Source organism: Janthinobacterium sp. PSPC3-1, from assembly GCF_049896105.1.
Taxonomy (GTDB): Bacteria; Pseudomonadota; Gammaproteobacteria; order Burkholderiales; family Burkholderiaceae_D; genus Janthinobacterium.
Genome location: NZ_JAFCTQ010000031.1, coordinates 52,614 through 69,636 on the forward strand (window position 1 = coordinate 52,614; position 17,023 = coordinate 69,636).

Consider the following 17,023-nt stretch of genomic DNA (forward strand, 5'->3'; position numbering starts at 1 on the left):
TTATGAACGCCGTATTACAATCGACCGACTGCTTCCACTGCGGCTTGCCCGTGCCGCCCGGTTCCCACTGGAGCGTCACCATCGACGAGCTTGAGCGCGCGATGTGCTGCCCCGGCTGCGAAGCGGTGGCGCAGACCATCGTCGACATCGGCCAGAGCAAGTACTACACGGAACGCGACGACTACGCCGCCAACGCGTCTGATGCCACCCTGATGCCGCCCGAGCTGCGTTTGTACAGCAATGACGATGCGCAGTTCGCGCGCGACGCCAGCAGTTGCGAAGCGACCCTGTCGGTCGAAGGCATACGCTGCGCCGCCTGCGTCTGGCTGATCGAGCGCCAGCTGATCCGTTTGCCCGGCGTGCAGGCGGCCAGCCTGAACGTCGCCACCGAGCGCCTGTATGTGCGCTGGAGCAAGGCGCAGTGCGAGCCCGGCGATATCCTGCAGGCGGTGCGGCAAGTTGGGTATACCGCCTATCCTTACGACGCCGTGCGCCATGGCGAGCAGCTGCAAAAGGCCAGCAAGACCCTGGGCCGCCAGCTGTTCGTGGCCGGCCTGTCGATGATGCAGGTGATGATGTACGTGGCGCCGTCCTACCTGGCGGCCGAAGACGGCACCCTGGACCCGGACATGGCCACCCTGATGCGCTGGGCCAGCCTGATCCTGACGCTGCCGGCCATCTGCTATTCCGCGCTGCCCTTCTTCCAGGGCGCCTGGTCCAGCCTGCGCGCGCGCACCCTGGGCATGGACGTGCCCGTCACCCTGGGCATCCTGGCGGCGTTTGTCGGCAGCCTGGTGGCGACCTTCACGGGCCAGGGCGAGGTGTATTTCGACTCGGCCACCATGTTCATTTTCCTGCTGCTGTGCAGCCGCTATTTCGAATTGCAGGCGCGCCGCAAGGCCGCATCGGCGCTGGAACGCCTGCAGCACGCCTTGCCCGCTTCGGCCACCCTGCTGCCGGGCTTCCCCGACAGCCGCGCCACCGCCATGGTGCCGGCCGGCAGCCTGGCCGTGGGCGACGTGATCCTGGTGAAACCCGGTGAAGCGGTCGCCGCCGACAGCGTCATTATCGAAGGCAACAGCGCGCTCGATCTGTCACTGCTGACGGGCGAGAGCGCGGCGCAGCGGCGACATATCGGCGAACAGGTGCCCGGTGGCGCCATCAACGCCAGCGCCGCGCTGCTGCTGCGCGTGCTGAAACCGGCGCGTGACAGCACCTTGTCCGACCTGCTGAAACTGATCGAGCGGGCCGGCAGCGGCAAGCCGCAGATCGCGCAGTGGGCCGACAAGGTCGCCGCCTGGTTCGTGCTGGGCCTGCTGCTGTTCGCCGTCGCCGTCTTCGCCTTCTGGAGCTGGCACGATTCGTCGCAGGCCTGGCCGGTGGCGATTGCCGTGCTGGTGGTGTCGTGTCCATGCGCCTTGTCGCTGGCGACGCCGACGGCGCTGGCGGCGGCCACCGACAGCCTGCTGCGGCGCGGCGTGCTGATCGTCCAGCCGCATGTGCTGGAAACCCTGCACCGCGCCACCCATATCGTGTTCGACAAAACGGGAACCCTGACCCTGGGCCGCCCGGTGCTGCGGCAGACCGACAGCCTGGGCAGCCTGGACCAGCATGGCTGTTTGCACCTGGCCGCCGCGCTGGAAACCGGCAGCGCCCATCCGCTGGCGCAGGCCATTTTAGAGGCGGCAGGCAGCATCGAGCACGGCCACGCGCAGCAGTTGCAGGAAGTGCAGGGCCAGGGCCTGGAAGGAATCATCGACGGCGTGCGCTACCGGCTCGGCAATGCGGCGTTCGTGGCGGCGATCGCCGGCCCGCCGCTGGGCGACACGGCGCTCGGCGTCGACGGCATGACGCCGCTGTACCTGGGCGCGCAAGGGCGGTGGCTGGCGCGTTTCCTGCTGAGCGATGCGTTGCGGCCGGAAGCGCGCGAGGTGGTCGGGTATTTCCAGCGCCATGGCAAGCAGGTGGTGCTGCTGAGCGGCGACCAGGAAGCGCTGACGCAAGGCGTGGCGCGCGAGCTGGGCATCGCCACCGCCTGCGGCGAATGCCTGCCCGATGAAAAACTCGATTTCGTGCAGCAGCTGCAGGCCACCGGCGCGGTGGTCGCGATGGTCGGCGACGGCATCAACGACGCCGCCGTACTGAGCGCGGCCGACGTCTCGTTCGCGATGGGGTCCGGCGCCGCGCTGGCACAGGCCCATGCCGACACGGTGCTGCTGTCGAGCCAGTTGCGCTCGGTGCTCGACACGGCGCACACGGCCGCGCGCAGCATGCGCATCATCCGCGAAAACCTGGGCTGGGCCACCTTGTACAATCTGACCGCCATCCCCGCCGCCGCGCTGGGCTTTTTGAACCCCTGGCTGTCCGGCGTCGGCATGGCCGCCAGCTCGGCGGTCGTGATCGCCAACGCCCTGCGCCTGAGGAAAACCTGATGGAGTCCTTGTACCTGCTCATTCCGCTCAGCATCGTGGTGGTCTTTATCGCGCTGTGGATCTTCTTCAAGGCCTCCGACGGCGGCCAGTTCGACGACCTGGTCGGCCCGGGCATGCGCGTGCTGCAGGACGACGACACAACGCCGGAAAAACCGGCGCAGCAGCAAGCGGATCAGCGCGAGTAACCCTGCGAACCGGGCCGCGCATCGTAACGCCGGCCCCACCAGGGCAGGAACACGGTATTGCCACCGCGCGCGCGGAACCACGGCGCATCATGGTCGACCGGCCGCACCACCGCCGGCGGCGCCACCACCACGGCGCTCACCTGCCGCGCGTCGCTGGTGCCCGTTACCAGCACCGGTCCGCCCACATGATTCGCATAGGCAATGGCCAGTGCCACGTTCGTCAGCGCCGTGCCGGCGCCCGTCTCGCCCAGCAGCGCCGGCAGATTGAAGCTCTGCTTGTTGAAATCGAACTCCGGCAATTGCTCCGTCACGCTTTGTGCCAGCGGACCGATGCGTTCGGACGAGGCCGGATACGTGACGCCGGCGTCGTGGATCAGATAGCCGATGGCGGCCTCGCTGGTCTGCGCATTGGTCGCAGCCTCTTCGATGGCCTGGCTCCACGCCTGCACGATGCGCGGAGATTGTCCCTTTTCCGCCTTGAAATCGGCCACCGCGCGCATGACGGGAAAGCCCAGCCACGCCAGCGGCGCACGCCCGGTCTTGTAGCCGGGCCCGGCCAGCACCAGCAGCACCATGTTTTCATTGATTTGCTCATCCTTGGGCGGAAAGCTCGGCGCATCCCAGCTCATCACCCACACGGTTTTGTCCGGGTTGGCCTGCAGATACGCCAGGCCGGCCGTCAACGACGCAAAGCCGGCATTGGCGCCACCCATGGTGACGCGCACATCGGGCGGGGTGGCGGTGGTCCAGGAGTCGGGGAAGGAAGTATTGCCAATGTCGAAAGCATCAGTGATCGTTTCAACCATATATTTTCCCGCTTCGATTGGATCGAGGCGTCCTTCAGGCAAGGCATACTCGACATGGATGCCGGCCAGTTCTCGCCGTGTGGATTTGTCGGTCAGGGAATGGGCATTGTAAAAATACTCTGCGCTGGAAAAATAAATGTCACGAAAACGGTAAATCAGCTCCGTCACATATTTGTGATGGTAACCGTGGAAGGTTTCCTCGCCGTCATTACCTGCAGCAATCATGCCGATCGATTGCACCTTGCCAAAGCGCACAGGATTTTCTTTCACTTTGGCATCATCCTTGTTCGGCTTGGCCAGACCGAGTGTCCACAGCAGTTGCCATTCGGTTGGATAGTCGCGCCGCTGCAGCGGATTCAACCACTGCACGCCCACCACTTGCGCCATGTATGGCTGTACTGGCGAGGTTGGTGCGGGTACGGTAGCCGGTGTTGCTACAGTTGCTCTGCTGGCACAGGCTGACAGAAAGAAAAGGAACGTAAGCGCCAGCAGCGCTGGCAACAGCAATAATCGTTTCATCAATATTCCTTCTCGAAGAGACTCATCGAATGGCGTGGCGTGTGTTACAGACCAGAGTGCAATAGAAAAGGCAAGACCGAATACCAGCAGACTCCAGCCAAGCCGGCGCGGTAAGGTAGCAATCAACGTGCGCATCAGGAGGTCTCCGGCCGCTGGTACATGCATTCGTCTTCGATCTCGGACGGCATGGCACCGGTGCTTCCACCGCTACGTACCCAATTAAGCAATGACAATTTTTTGAACAGTCCAGACACAAAATACTCATTAAATATTTTCTGTGGATTGTTATCGCCGAGACCATTTAGCAATCGCCAGTCTGCTGCAATGCGCAGTTTTTTCATCGCCTCCTCGCTGATCAGACTCACCCCGATCGCCACGTCATACGCCAGCGCCATTTCCGCATGCGCGCCGTTCGTCAGAATGGTGGAATGGTCGGTGGCATGGGTATCGCAGGTGGCCGCCAGTTGCGCCTGGATTTCCTGCCTGCGCCAGTGTCGATATTCGGGCGTGGCGGTCGACAGGTCGTCTTCCATGCTGACCTTTTCGCCATTGCCATACCGCTTTTCGCGCCGCGCCTTCATGCGCAGCCGGGCGTGATCCTCGTAGCGCAACACCGCCTCCGTATCGCGGTTGCCGGCCGGCGGGGCGCCCAACTCCTCGTCCGCATAGGGATCGTCCACGTCGCGCACCTTGCCGGCATGGCGGTGCGTGGCGGGTGGGTCGAGATCCTGGTCGAATTGCGCGCTGGGCGTGCCGAAACGCACAGCCTGCGGCAAAAAATTGTTCGGCAGCGCAGGCGCATTGACGGGAATGCACCAGTCACCGGGCGGCACGGCGTGGATCGGGATGCTCAGCCACTTCATCAGTTGCGAGGTGGCGGCGGCCGTGCGCACGGTGGCGGCCTTGCCCGCGGCGCTGGTATTGGCACGCACGCCCTTGTTCGGGTCGTATTTTGAGATCGGCGAATGGGGAAACCAGAAATCAAGGCTGCCACGCTCGGGCTGCCGATAGTGGTTGCTCCAGTAGTCATAATTACCCTGCTGGCCCACCGGGTGGCCCTGCGCAAAGACACGTTGGCTGAACACGCCATCGCCGCGCGTGCCCTGGATCTCTTCGGCGCTGAGGCCTAGCCAGCCGATGCCCTGTATCGGCGTGGCCGAGATCACCTGGTCGTGCGGATTGCAATACAGCGTGACGCGGCCGCGCGTCGACCGCTGCGGGCCGCAGCCATACATGGCCTTGTCCTGGTCCAGGCTGAAATCATGTTTCTGGTTGTCCGCCATGCGGCTCAGGCAGGGATCGACAGGGGGTTCCTGCGCCTGGCCGCGCACGATATCGAAGAAGGCCGCCAGCGTCTTGCGGCGCGCCTTGCCGCTTTGCCGGCCGACATTGCCGTCGACATCACGGACTTGCCCCTGCAGCCAGCCTTCGGTGTCGTTCCGGCGCAGCAGGCTGTAGGGCGGGTTGCACAGCACATAGGTGTCGGCCACGCAGCGGCCGGCCTTTCCCACCGCATCCTGGACATTGGCCATCTTATTACCAAGAAATGCCGCCGCCATGCCCACCATATTGCCCTGGCTATGACAGACAATGGTAATCGGTACGTCGGCCTGTTCCTTGCGGATCGCTTGCACCAGATGCGCCAGGCGCAGCGCGGCCAGCACGAAGTAGGGACGCGGCGGACAGGCATACACGATGCGGTCGTTGACGGGGTTCAGGTGCTCGATATGGATCCACAGGAACAGGGCGTCCGACAGCCCCTCGCCCCACAGATCCGGCAAGGACGAGCAGCCATTGGCGAACGGGCCGCCGCCCCAGTAATCGTGTTCGTTCAGGTAGACCGAATCGCCATAGTGCTGCAATTCAGTGGCGCTGGCCTTGTAGCCCCAGCGGAAGTGGATCAGCGGCGAGAAATGCGCTTGCGGCGCGATGAAGGTGCTGGCCGTGTAATCGGGATCGACGTAACCGTCATCTGTCAGCTCGCCCTTGTAGCGCACCGGCGTCAACTGCCCGGCTTGCGCCGTGGCATGGCACAGGTGCTCGTCGCAACGCTTCATGCGTGTATTCAAGCCCTTGCACAGGCCTTCCTCCGCCGCGCGGTACCACTCGCCGTCGGAATTGACGCCGTGCACGAAGATGACGATGCCGGGCGACGGCATCTGCTGCACGCACGTGAGCAGGCTGTGGCTGTACAGGCAAGTGCCACTGAAGCGCCCTACGACATAATTGGCGGCATCATCACCCGGGTTGCTGTTGCTGGCATCGGTCATGGCAAGCCTTTGAAGTAACTGGACTCACCACTGTAAGGCGTTGCTTATATGCACTTGTTAAGCCAAATCAATCATGAAGCCAGATCAATTGCGCGTTTCCGCCCGCTGGCATACCACCCCATACCAGCCCAGTCCCTTGTACGTTTCGTAGCCCGGCGTGGCGGCGAACGAGACGGTCATGCCGCCGTCCTGGTAGAAGCCGGCGCGGCGCTGGTCGGGGCGCAGCGGGAACACTTCGGTAAGCACCCCCTCGCCATCGGAACTGGCCAGCACGCGAAACGAAGAATCAAGGATCATGCAACGCGTGCGCGCCCACTCCGCGTCCGTCAGGCGCACGCCCTTGACCACCGCTTGCGCCTGTGGCGCCCAGTCGAAAAAGATCACCAGCGCGCCCAGCACCTTGCCGTGCGTCGCGCCGCCTTCGCGGATCGCCGTCGCATAGGTGGCCACCTGGGCGTTGTGCAGCAGCGAGGTGGTGCACACGTCATCGGCCACATACTCCTCGCCGCTGGCCGTGTTCAGCGCCGCCTTGAACCAGGGCGCCCTGGCGACATTGCGGCCGGCCACCGGATACTGCGCGGGGCGGCCGCTGGCGACGATCAGGCCGTCGGCATCGAGCACCCAGATATCCTTGTAGACCGTATAGCTGTCGAGGATCACCGACAGGCGCCGCGACGCATGCGCGCGCGCCGCCGCCGCCGCATCGTCCAGGCATGCCACCAGCGCCGAATCGGTGGCCCACCAGCGCACGTCGCACGAGCGCTCGTACAGGTTGCGGTCGATGATGTCGATCATGTTCAGGGCCAGGTCGGCGCAGCGCTGGCCTTCATGCGACTGCATGCGGCCGATCATCAGGTCGCCCAGCGCGGTCAGGCTCGACAGCGAGCCGACCAGTTCCCGGTTCAGGCTCTCGGTCACTTCGCCGATACGTTGCGAGACGTGCTTGACCTGGTTCGCCACCACGGCAAAACCGCGACCGGCCGCGCCCGCCCGCGCCGCCTCGATCAGTGCGTTGAGTGCCAGGAAATTGGCTTCGCGGTTGATGTCATTGATGTCGCCGATCTTGCTGGTGGCGAGTTTGCGGACCTGATGCGTGAGATCGACGATTGCCTGTGGATTTGCCATGTGGACGTCCTCCTTTTTGAATTAACAGACATGCAAAAAGCGGGCCAGCAAATTAAATATGGAAAATGTATTCCGAAACAACTTTATATGTCGAATTGCACTCATTTGTCGCATTATTTTGTGCGCCGCACCATCCCGTGCGCCGGCAGCACAACATTGGTGAGAAATCATGATTTTTGTCTTGCTGTCATGCTGCCGCCGCACTTGCCATGACGGCGCCACGGCGCGCTTGAAGGGATCTTGGGCGGCTTTTTTTACCTGGGTCAGGATTTAATTTGATGCTGCCGCACTAGCCATCTTTCATCTGGGGAATTTTGATCCACATCAAAGTTTTTTGGCCCCCAAACACTTAACCTCTGGCCACCATCATAAATAGACATTCCAGGGAGTCTTTGTGGATCAATCGCTGAACTATAACTACAAGATCGTGAAGCAATTCGCGATCGCTACTGTGGTATGGGGCGTCATCGGCATGCTGGTCGGCGTCATCATCGCCGCCCAGCTGGCCTGGCCCGCCCTGAACCTCGACATACCGTGGCTCACTTACGGTCGTTTGCGGCCGCTGCACACGAATGCGGTCATTTTTGCGTTCGGTATCTGCGGCCTGTTTGCCACCTCGTACTACGTGGTGCAACGCACCTGCCAGGTTCGCCTGTTTTCCGACAAGCTGGCCGCCTTTACCTTCTGGGGCTGGCAAGCGGTGATCCTGTGCGCGGTCGTCAGCTTGCCGATGGGCCTGACGCGCGGCAAGGAATACGCCGAGCTGGAATGGCCGATCTCGATCCTGATCGCCGTCGTCTGGATCGCCTACGCGATCGTCTTCTTCGGCACCCTTATCAAGCGCAAGGTCAAGCATATCTACGTGGCCAACTGGTTCTTCGGCGCCTACATTCTGGCCGTGACGATTTTGCACGTGGTCAATGGCGCCGTCATGCCGGCCTCGTTCACCAAATCCTACTCGGCCTATGCCGGCGTGCAGGACGCCATGATTCAATGGTGGTACGGCCATAACGCGGTGGGCTTCATCCTGACCGCCGGCTATCTGGGCATGGTCTACTACTTCATCCCGAAACAGGCCGAGCGCCCGGTCTATTCCTACCGTTTGTCGATCGTCCACTTCTGGGCGCTGATCTTCACCTACATGTGGGCCGGCCCGCATCACCTGCACTACACGGCTTTGCCGGACTGGACCCAATCGATCGGCATGGTGTTTTCCCTGGTGCTGCTGGCGCCAAGCTGGGGCGGCATGATCAACGGCATCATGACCCTGTCGGGCGCCTGGCACAAGCTGCGCACCGATCCGATCCTGAAATTCATGATCGTCTCGCTGTCGTTCTACGGCATCGCCACCTTCGAAGGCCCGATGATGTCGATCAAGACCATCAACTCGCTGTCGCACTACACCGACTGGACCGTGGCCCACGTGCATGCGGGTGCTTTGGGCTGGGTCGGTTTCATCACCATGGGCTCGATCTACTACATCCTGCCGCGCGTGGCCGGCCAGACCAGGATGTACAGCACGCGCCTGGTCGACGTGCACTTCTGGGTCGCCACCATCGGTATCGTGCTGTATATCGCCGCCATGTGGATCGCCGGCGTGATGCAGGGCCTGATGTGGCGCGCGGTCAACCCGGACGGCACCCTGACCTACACCTTCGTCGAAGGCGTGAAAGCGACCTACCCGTACTACGTGGTGCGCGTCGGCGGTGGCCTGCTGTACCTGGCTGGCATGTGCGTGATGGGCTACAACACCTACATGACCTTGCGCGGCACCAAGTTGCCGGTCGCACGCATCCCGGAACTGAACGCGGCGCACGCCTGATAGGAGCGAAAGCAAATGAAATTCTCACATGCATGGATTGAAAAAAACCCCTGGCTGCTGATCGGCCTGGTCACCCTGGTGATCAGCGTCGGCGGCGCCGTTGAAATCGTGCCCCTGTTCTTCCAGAAGAGCACCACCGAGCCGATCGCCGGCCTGAAACCGTACTCGCCGCTGCGCCTGGCGGGGCGCGACATTTATGTGCGCGAAGGCTGCTACAACTGCCACTCGCAGATGATCCGTCCGCTGCGCGCCGAAACCGAACGCTATGGCCATTATTCGGTGGCCGGCGAGTTCGTCTACGACCGTCCGTTCCAGTGGGGTTCCAAGCGTACCGGGCCCGACCTGGCCAGGGTCGGCGCGCGCTACAGCGACGAATGGCACCGCACCCACCTGAACAATCCGCGCGACGTGGTGCCGGAATCGAACATGCCGTCCTACCCATGGCTGGCGAAGACCAAGCTGGCGCCGGAAGACATCGTGCCGAAGATGCGCGCCCTGAAACGCCTGGGCCAGCCGTACAGCGAGGAAGAGATCGCCGCCGGCCCGGAACAGCTGAAGGACAAAACGGAAGAAGACGCCTTGGTGGCCTACCTGCAAGGCCTGGGCACATTAATCAAAACGAGGAATTAGCATGGCAATCGAGAATCTGTTCGACAGCGCCAGCAGCGTCATGACGGTGGTTTCCTTTACGACGTTCCTGGCCATCCTGTGGTGGACATTCAGCCGCAGCAACAAGGACTTCGACGCGGCGGCCAACCTGCCGTTCGCCGATGAAGCGCTGGACTATCCGACCAACGCCGGAGCGGCAAAAGAGGAGCGCGGCCATGTCTGACTTTACCAGTGGTTTCTGGAATATTTACATTGTCGTGCTGTCCCTGCTGGGCATCATCGGCTGCGGCGTGCTGCTGTACTCGCAGTCGAAAGTGACGATACTGCCGGGCGCACCGGCCGACGGTACCACCGGCCACGTGTGGGACGAAGACCTGAAGGAACTCAATACGCCGATGCCGCGCTGGTGGATGTGGCTGTTCTACATCACCATCGTGTTCGCGCTGGCGTATCTGTTCCTGTACCCGGGCCTGGGTACCTATGCCGGCAAGCTGGGCTGGAAATCGTCGGGCCAGTACGAGCAGGAACTGAAAAAGGCGGAAGCCGACTACGGCCCCCTGTTCGACAAGTACCTGAAGCAGGATCTGAAAACCGTGGCCGCCGATCCGCAGGCGAACGCCATCGGCCAGCGTTTGTTCCTGACCTACTGCGCGCAGTGCCACGGTTCGGACGCGCGCGGCAACAAGGGTTTTCCGAACCTGACCGACAAGGACTGGCTGTATGGCGGCGATCCCGACATCATCAAGACCACCATCATGCACGGCCGTAACGGCATCATGATCCCGATGGGCGCCGCCCTCGGTTCGGAGCAGGATATCGAGAACGTGGCCCATTACGTGCTGAGCCTGTCGGGCTCGACCTCGGACCCGGTCAAATCGGTGCTGGGCAAATCGAAATTCGGCGCCTGCATGGCTTGCCATGGCGCCGATGCCAAGGGTAACCAGCAGCTCGGTGCACCGAACCTGACCGACAAGATCTGGCTGTATGGCGGCAGCGCCGACACCATCATGGAAACCATCCGCAAGGGCCGCAACAACACCATGCCCGCCTTCGGTGACTTCCTTGGCGAGTCGAAAGTACATGTGCTGTCGGCGTATATCTGGAGCCTCTCCAACCCTCAGCCTGCGGTTCCTGTGAAGTAATGTAATGGAACCCCAAGTCATCAAGATGTATGCGGCCCGCGAGCAGATCTACCCTCGCGAGGCCAAAGGACGCTATGCAACATGGCGCTGGGTGTGCGTCTGGCTCACCCAGCTGGCGTTCTACGGCTTGCCGTGGCTCAACTGGAACGGCAGGCAAGCCCTGCTGTTCGACTTGACCACGCGCAAGTTCTACATTTTCGGCGTGGTGCTGTGGCCGCAGGATTTCATCTATCTGGCGGCCCTGCTGATCATCGCGGCGTATTTGCTGTTCCTGGTCACGGCGATTGCCGGGCGGGTCTGGTGCGGCTTTTCCTGCCCGCAAACGGTGTATACCGAAATCTTCCTGTGGGTCGAACGCAAGATCGAAGGCACGCGCAGCGCGCGCATGGCGCTCGACCGCCAGGGCCCCTCCGTGCGCAAGACCGGCAAGAAGGTCGCCAAGCACCTGGCGTGGGGCGCGATCGCCCTGTGGACCGGCTTTACCTTTGTCGGCTACTTCACGCCGATCCAGGACCTGGTGCAGGAAGTGCGCACCTTTAACTTCGGCCCGTGGGAATGGTTCTGGATTCTGTTCTACAGCCTGGCCACCTACGGCAACGCGGGCTGGCTGCGCGAACAGGTGTGCAAATACATGTGCCCGTATGCGCGCTTCCAGAGCGCCATGTTCGATCAGGACACCCTGATCATCACCTACGATGACAAACGCGGCGAGCCGCGCGGTGCACTGAACAAGAAGGCGGCCAAGGAGGGGACGGAAAAAGCGCTGGGCGACTGCATCGACTGCACCCTGTGCGTGCAGGTGTGTCCGACCGGCATCGATATCCGCAACGGCCTGCAATATGAATGCATCGGCTGCGCCGCCTGCGTCGACGCCTGCAACAGCGTGATGGACAAGGTCGAGCGGCCGCGCGGGCTGATCCGCTACAGCACCGACCATGCGATGGAAAACAACTTCAGCTCGAAGCAGATCCGCCGGCGCGCCATGCGCCCGCGCGTGCTGATCTACACCTCGATCCTGGGGCTGATCATCATCGCCGTCTGTACCTCGCTGTTCCTGCGCACGCCCCTGAAAATGGACGTCATCCGCGACCGGGGTTCGATGGGCCGCGAAGTCGAAGACGGCATGATCGAAAACGTGTATCGCCTGCAGATCATGAACACCTCGGAAGAGCAGCAGCACTTCAGGATCGGCGTGTCCGGCTTGCCAGGCTTGAGCCTGGTCACGCGCGAGGAAGTGACCCTGCAGCCGACCGAAACGCTGGGCTGGCCGGTGCGTTTGCGCGTGCCGCACGGCGTCGGCGAGAAGGGCTCGAACAAGATCCATATCGAGCTGCAGTCGCTCGACGATCCGTCCTTGCATGTGCGCGAAAGCGCGGTATTCATCGTGCCGCGTTAAACCAAGAAGCGGCGCCTGGCCTTGCCTGGCGCCGTGTTGAATCAGGAGAAACACCCATGTCCAAGACCGCCAAACTGCAAGCTCCCGTCGATCCCTGGTACAAGCACCGCTGGCCTTGGCTGCTGATGATCGGCCCCGGCCTGTCGGTCGTCGTCGGCAGCTTCATGGGGTACATCGCGTTTACGCAACCCGATGCGCTGGTGGTGGGCGACTACTACAAGAAAGGCAAGGCGATCAACCAGGACTTGCGCCGCGACACCGTCGCCAGCGACCTGGCGATGGATACCAGCCTGGCCTACGACGTGGCGCAATCGCGCATCACCGGTTCCGTGCACAGTTTCGGCAAGGCCTACCAACAGCCTTTGCTGCTGCACCTGGCGCACGCCACCTTGCCGGAAAAAGATATCCGGCTGATGGTGCAGCCCGATGCGGACGGCAATTTTTCGGTATCGCTGCCGATGCTCGAACGCAGCCGCTGGCAGGTGCTGGTGGAAGACCAGCAGCGCGTGTGGCGCCTGTCGGGCATCTGGACCTGGCCGGCCCAGCGCGACATCACCATCCAGGCCGACAAGGAACTGTAATTATTTGCAGACGTCGGTGCCGGCCGTAATCGCCTTGAGTTTGGCCGGCTGCAGGATTTCAATCTCGCGGTTCGACACGCGCAGCCAGCCTTCCTTCTTGAATTTCGACAGCAAACGGCTGATGCTTTCGATCGTCAGGCCCAGGTAGTTGCCAATTTCCTCGCGCGACATGCGCAGCTGGAAATTGCTGCCCGAATAGCCGCGCGCTTCATAGCGCGATGCCAGGTTGACGATAAAGGCGGCAAAGCGCTGCGTCGCCTGCATATTGCCCAGCAATAGCATCACGCTTTGCTCGCGCGTGATTTCCTGGCTCATCATGCGGTGGAAATGGCGCAGCAGGGTCGGCATATTGCCCAGCAATTGTTCCAGGCTGGAAAATGGAATTTCACACACTTCGCTGTCTTCCAGCGCCACCGCATTGCAATGATGGCGATCGGCGCTGATGGCGTCCATGCCCAGCAGTTCGCCGGCCATCTGGAAACCGGTCACCTGTTCTTCGCCACCCTGGTTGATCTGGTAGGTCTTGAAATGACCGAGGCGGATCGCATACAGGTTCTGGAACGCGTCGCCGATACGGAACAGCGAGGCGCCGCGCACCACCTTGCGGCGCCGGCCGATAATCTGGTCGAGACGGTCCATGTCACCCACATCGAGTCCCATGGGCAGACACAACTGGTGCATGCTGCACGTCGCGCAACGCGCACGCAACACTTCCACGTTCACGGTGGGCAGGGTTGGCGTCAAGAGCTCTGGTGTCATGGTGAGTACCTTTTATAAAATACAACAACAAGTTTACTGTATATGCAGAGGTAGTGTGCCAATTTCGGCGAAATACGCCGAATAAACGACTTTCGTCATTTATTTTCATGGCAACCCCGCCACAAGCACACGCTTGCCAAGTTGATGTATTGATAGGAGAATTCCTCATAGCATCTCTCGCAGCGCGCTTGTGCCGCTTGCCCGTTTGCCAAGGATAAGGAAATGATGAAGCCTCTGGGCATTAAAGCAAAAGTCGCGCTGGCCACCAGCCTGACCTCGATCGCCATGATCGCCCTGGTGACCCTGGTGCAAGTGCAGCGCATGCGCGACGATTTCACCAAGGTACTATTAAGCCAGCAGACGGCGATGATCGACCGCACCGCCGAGGAACTCGACGACAAGCTCGGCATGCTGCTCGACGTGATCAGCGAAACGGCGCGCCGCCAGCCGGCCGCGCTGATGGCGCAGCCGGCCCAGTTGCGCCAGTACTATGAGCAGCGCGCCATGCTGGCCCTGTTCGACGACGTGCTGGTGCTCGATGCGCGCGGCAAGGTGATCAGCGACGTGCCCGAAGTACCGGGCCGCAGCGGCGTCGAGGTGGGCGACCGCGACTATTTCCGCACCGTCATGCGCACGCGCCAGCCGATGATCACCGAACCCTTGCTGGGCAAGAAAAGCGGGATGCCGATCGTGCAGATGGTCGCGCCGGTGCTGGGCGCCAACGGTGAAGTGGCCGGCATCGTGATCGGCGTGCTGCGCCTGTACAAGGACAACCTGCTGGGCGACCTGCGCACGACCAAGGTCGGCAAGAACGGCTATTACTTCATCCTCACGCAAGGCAAGGTGCCGCTGTACGTGCTGCATCCCGATCCTGCCAAGCTGCTGCAGCCGCGCGCAGCCAACGCCAATCCGGCCACCAGCGAGCTGATCGCGCGCGGCGGCGAAGGCAGCATGGTCAGCACCAACAGCCGTGGCATCAATGCTGTCAACAGCTTCAAGCATTTGAAATCGGTGAACTGGCTGCTGGCGGCCTCGCTGCCCATCGATGACGCCTTCGAGCCCTTCGATGGCGTGCTGTACCGGCTGGTGCTGTGGAGCGCCTGCGCCTCGCTGCTGGCAGCGCTGGTATTGGGCTGGGTCACGGTGCGGCTGCTGTCGCCGCTGGTGCGCCTGCGCGATACCCTGCTGGCCCTGCGCAGCAGCGGCCAGCGCTTCACGCCGCTGCCGGTCGAGCAGCGCGATGAAATCGGCGAACTGACGGCCGCCTTCAACAGCCTGATGAGCGAGCGCGACCGCCTGCAGCACGAGCTCGAAGCGCGCGCCAACGAGCTGGAAAACGAGCGCGACCGCGCCGAAGCGGCCAACCGCGCGAAAAGCGATTTCGTCGCCAACATGAGCCATGAAATCCGCACGCCGCTCAATGCCGTGCTGGGCATGGTCTATTTATTGGGCAATACCAGGCTCAATACGGAACAGCGCAAATACCTGACCATGGTGCGCGTGGCCGGCCAGTCGCTGCTGGGCATCCTCAACGACGTGCTCGATTTTTCCAAGATCGAGGCGCGCCGCATGGACTTGTCGCCGGTCGAATTCGACCTCGATGAAGTGATGAACACGCTGGCCACCACCATGACCATGAATGCCGGCGAAAAGGAACTGGAACTGGCCATCGCCGTGGAATCGGACGTGCCGCGCCGCCTGGTGGGCGACGCCCAGCGCCTGCAGCAGATCCTCGTCAACCTGGCCGGCAACGCCATCAAATTTACCGCAAGCGGCGAAGTGGTGGTGGCCGTCAGCCTGGCCGAACAAACACCCGGCCAGGCCTGGCTGCGCTTCGAAGTGCGCGATACCGGCATCGGCATGACGCCGCAGCAGCAGGAACAACTATTTACCGCCTTCTCGCAGGGCGATCAAAGCATCACGCGGCGCTTCGGCTGCACCGGCCTGGGCCTGGCCATCAGCAAGCACCTGATCCACATGATGGGCGGCGATATCGCCGTGGCCAGCAGCGAAGGCAAGGGCAGCCGCTTCTGGTTCAGCGTGCCGTTCGAGGCGCTGGCACAACCAAACGAAGAGCGCCGCAAACCGGCCCTGGGCCAGCTGCGCCTGCTGGTGGCCGACGACAACCGCACCACGCGCGAACTGATCGTCAAACTGATCGAGGCCTGGGGCTGGGCCGCCGATGAAGTCGATTCCGGCTTTGCCGCCATCGAACTGTACCGCGAACGCCTGGAAAGCCAGCAGCCGTATGACGTGGTGCTGGCCGACTGGCACATGCCCGTCATGGACGGCCTGGCCACGGCCAAGGCGATACGCCAGGCGGCCACCGGCCAGCGCCAGCCGATCGTGGTGATGGTCAACGCCTTTGCCCGCAACCACCTGGAGGAAATCTCCAGCGCGGCCGAGGCCGACGTGGTGCTGATGAAGCCGATCACCGGATCGAGCCTGTTCGATGCGCTGCACCAGGCTTTGAGCGCCAAGCAGGATGGCGAACAGCATATCGCGCTGCAGCAGACCGGCACCGAACTGGCCGGCGTGCATTTCCTGCTGGTGGAAGACAATCATCTGAACCAGGCGGTGGCGCGCGGCATCCTCGAACACATGGGCGCCACGCTGGACGTGGTGGGCGACGGCCTGCAGGCGGTCGAGCGCCTGCGCATGGAGTCCCTGCGCTACGACATCGTGCTGATGGACATGCAGATGCCGGTGATGGACGGCTTCAGCGCCACCCACATCATCCGCACCGAACTGCGCCTGCAGTTGCCGGTGATCGCCATGACGGCCGGCGTGCTGGCCTCCGAGCGCGAGCGCTGCATGACGGCCGGCATCACCGACTTTATCGCCAAGCCGGTGGTGGTCGAGGAAATGATGGAAGTGATCAGCCGCCACCTGCCGAAACGCCCGACAGTACAGGCGGCAGCGGCCGCGCCGCTCGACGAGGAAGTGTTTTCCATGGCCGCGCTGATGCGCGTGATGGGCAAGGACCCCAAGGGCAGGGGCGTCTTGCGGCGCATGGTGGAAGACGCGCTGAACAAGGGCATGGCGCCCTTGCGCGACGCCGAAGCCGCCTTGCAGGCAGGCCGCCACAGCGACGTCGCGCGCATCCTGCACGGCCTGCGCGGCTCGGTGGGCACCCTGGGCACCAAGCGCCTGATCCGCGCCTCGTTCGCCACCGAGCAGGCCATCGACGAAGGCCGCCACGACGAAGTACCGGCGCTGCTGGCGCAGACGGTACTGGAACTGGAGCAGGTGCTGGCGGCGGCGGCCGACTGGTTGTCGCGGCTGGAAGAGTAGGGCAAAGTAGATACTGTTATCCCCGTCAAGCGTTGTGCAAGGTCGGATCAAATATTTTTCCAGACCTGAGCACACCGAATGCC

The 17,023-nt window shown here is 62.6% G+C and carries 13 protein-coding genes; 9 read left to right on the forward strand and 4 right to left on the reverse strand.

Annotation, left to right across the window (positions count from 1 at the left end):
• The first annotated feature begins 2 nt into the window (after positions 1-2).
• Positions 3-2,432, forward strand: coding sequence for a heavy metal translocating P-type ATPase (locus ACP7B7_RS24540; protein WP_426078453.1), 2,430 nt, complete (start codon positions 3-5; stop codon positions 2,430-2,432).
• Complete coding sequence (gene ccoS / locus ACP7B7_RS24545) at positions 2,432-2,617, forward strand: cbb3-type cytochrome oxidase assembly protein CcoS (RefSeq protein ID WP_426078454.1); 186 nt, start codon at positions 2,432-2,434, stop codon at positions 2,615-2,617. Before ACP7B7_RS24540 ends, ccoS begins: the two co-directional genes overlap by 1 nt.
• Here ccoS and ACP7B7_RS24550 read toward each other — a convergent pair.
• The 3 genes from ACP7B7_RS24550 to ACP7B7_RS24560 form a co-directional block, all read right to left on the reverse strand.
• Positions 2,605-3,810, reverse strand: coding sequence for a hypothetical protein (locus tag ACP7B7_RS24550; protein ID WP_308923150.1), 1,206 nt, complete (start codon positions 3,808-3,810; stop codon positions 2,605-2,607). The two genes, ccoS and ACP7B7_RS24550, sit on opposite strands and share 13 nt — an antisense overlap.
• Positions 3,811-4,076: 266 nt before the next feature.
• Entirely contained in the window at positions 4,077-6,212 is a 2,136-nt protein-coding gene (locus tag ACP7B7_RS24555) for a T6SS effector phospholipase Tle3 domain-containing protein (RefSeq protein WP_426078455.1), read from the reverse strand.
• 84 nt (positions 6,213-6,296) lie between these two features.
• Positions 6,297-7,337 (reverse strand): methyl-accepting chemotaxis protein, encoded by a 1,041-nt coding sequence (locus ACP7B7_RS24560; protein WP_426078456.1) that lies wholly within the window; start codon positions 7,335-7,337, stop codon positions 6,297-6,299.
• 394 nt (positions 7,338-7,731) lie between these two features.
• Between ACP7B7_RS24560 and ccoN the strand changes: the two genes are divergently transcribed.
• The 6 genes from ccoN to ACP7B7_RS24590 are packed head-to-tail and all read left to right on the forward strand — an operon-like array spanning position 7,732 to position 12,887.
• Positions 7,732-9,159: a cytochrome-c oxidase, cbb3-type subunit I gene (gene ccoN / locus ACP7B7_RS24565; RefSeq protein WP_308923154.1), complete on the forward strand. Its 1,428-nt coding sequence runs from the start codon at positions 7,732-7,734 to the stop codon at positions 9,157-9,159.
• Positions 9,160-9,174: 15 nt separating this feature from the next.
• A complete protein-coding gene (gene ccoO, locus ACP7B7_RS24570; RefSeq protein WP_308923155.1) occupies positions 9,175-9,789 on the forward strand; it encodes a cytochrome-c oxidase, cbb3-type subunit II in 615 nt (204 codons plus the stop codon).
• A 1-nt stretch (position 9,790) separates the two neighbouring features.
• A complete protein-coding gene (locus tag ACP7B7_RS24575) occupies positions 9,791-9,991 on the forward strand; it encodes a cbb3-type cytochrome oxidase subunit 3 (protein WP_308923156.1) in 201 nt (66 codons plus the stop codon).
• Positions 9,984-10,910 (forward strand): cytochrome-c oxidase, cbb3-type subunit III, encoded by a 927-nt coding sequence (ccoP, locus tag ACP7B7_RS24580; protein ID WP_308923157.1) that lies wholly within the window; start codon positions 9,984-9,986, stop codon positions 10,908-10,910. The genes ACP7B7_RS24575 and ccoP overlap by 8 nt, the downstream gene beginning before the upstream one ends.
• Before the next feature lie 4 nt (positions 10,911-10,914).
• Positions 10,915-12,306, forward strand: a complete 1,392-nt coding sequence (ccoG, locus tag ACP7B7_RS24585) for a cytochrome c oxidase accessory protein CcoG (RefSeq protein WP_308923158.1) — start codon at positions 10,915-10,917, stop codon at positions 12,304-12,306.
• A 56-nt stretch (positions 12,307-12,362) separates the two neighbouring features.
• On the forward strand, positions 12,363-12,887 hold the full coding sequence (locus ACP7B7_RS24590; protein ID WP_308923159.1) for a FixH family protein: 525 nt from the start codon (positions 12,363-12,365) through the stop codon (positions 12,885-12,887).
• Here the strand turns inward: ACP7B7_RS24590 and fnr are convergent, their stop codons facing one another.
• On the reverse strand, positions 12,888-13,646 hold the full coding sequence (gene fnr, locus ACP7B7_RS24595; RefSeq protein WP_426078457.1) for a fumarate/nitrate reduction transcriptional regulator Fnr: 759 nt from the start codon (positions 13,644-13,646) through the stop codon (positions 12,888-12,890). It abuts the gene before it with no gap.
• A 222-nt stretch (positions 13,647-13,868) separates the two neighbouring features.
• On the opposite strand from fnr, the gene ACP7B7_RS24600 reads away from it, so the two are divergent.
• The gene (locus tag ACP7B7_RS24600) at positions 13,869-16,940 is read left to right on the forward strand and encodes a response regulator (protein WP_426078458.1); all 3,072 of its coding nucleotides are present in this window, start codon (positions 13,869-13,871) and stop codon (positions 16,938-16,940) included.
• Positions 16,941-17,023: the final 83 nt, after the last annotated feature.

What these genes read in the sequence shown, in the direction of transcription:
- ACP7B7_RS24540 (WP_426078453.1), top strand. Translation starts at nt 3, where the DNA reads ATGAACGCCGTATTACAATCGACCGACTGCTTCCACTGCGGCTTGCCC.
- ccoS (WP_426078454.1), top strand. Translation starts at nt 2,432, where the DNA reads ATGGAGTCCTTGTACCTGCTCATTCCGCTCAGCATCGTGGTGGTCTTT.
- ACP7B7_RS24550 (WP_308923150.1), bottom strand. Translation starts at nt 3,810, where the DNA reads ATGGCGCAAGTGGTGGGCGTGCAGTGGTTGAATCCGCTGCAGCGGCGC.
- ACP7B7_RS24555 (WP_426078455.1), bottom strand. Translation starts at nt 6,212, where the DNA reads ATGACCGATGCCAGCAACAGCAACCCGGGTGATGATGCCGCCAATTAT.
- ACP7B7_RS24560 (WP_426078456.1), bottom strand. Translation starts at nt 7,337, where the DNA reads ATGGCAAATCCACAGGCAATCGTCGATCTCACGCATCAGGTCCGCAAA.
- ccoO (WP_308923155.1), top strand. Translation starts at nt 9,175, where the DNA reads ATGAAATTCTCACATGCATGGATTGAAAAAAACCCCTGGCTGCTGATC.
- ACP7B7_RS24575 (WP_308923156.1), top strand. Translation starts at nt 9,791, where the DNA reads ATGGCAATCGAGAATCTGTTCGACAGCGCCAGCAGCGTCATGACGGTG.
- ccoP (WP_308923157.1), top strand. Translation starts at nt 9,984, where the DNA reads ATGTCTGACTTTACCAGTGGTTTCTGGAATATTTACATTGTCGTGCTG.
- ccoG (WP_308923158.1), top strand. Translation starts at nt 10,915, where the DNA reads ATGGAACCCCAAGTCATCAAGATGTATGCGGCCCGCGAGCAGATCTAC.
- ACP7B7_RS24590 (WP_308923159.1), top strand. Translation starts at nt 12,363, where the DNA reads ATGTCCAAGACCGCCAAACTGCAAGCTCCCGTCGATCCCTGGTACAAG.
- fnr (WP_426078457.1), bottom strand. Translation starts at nt 13,646, where the DNA reads ATGACACCAGAGCTCTTGACGCCAACCCTGCCCACCGTGAACGTGGAA.
- ACP7B7_RS24600 (WP_426078458.1), top strand. Translation starts at nt 13,869, where the DNA reads ATGATGAAGCCTCTGGGCATTAAAGCAAAAGTCGCGCTGGCCACCAGC.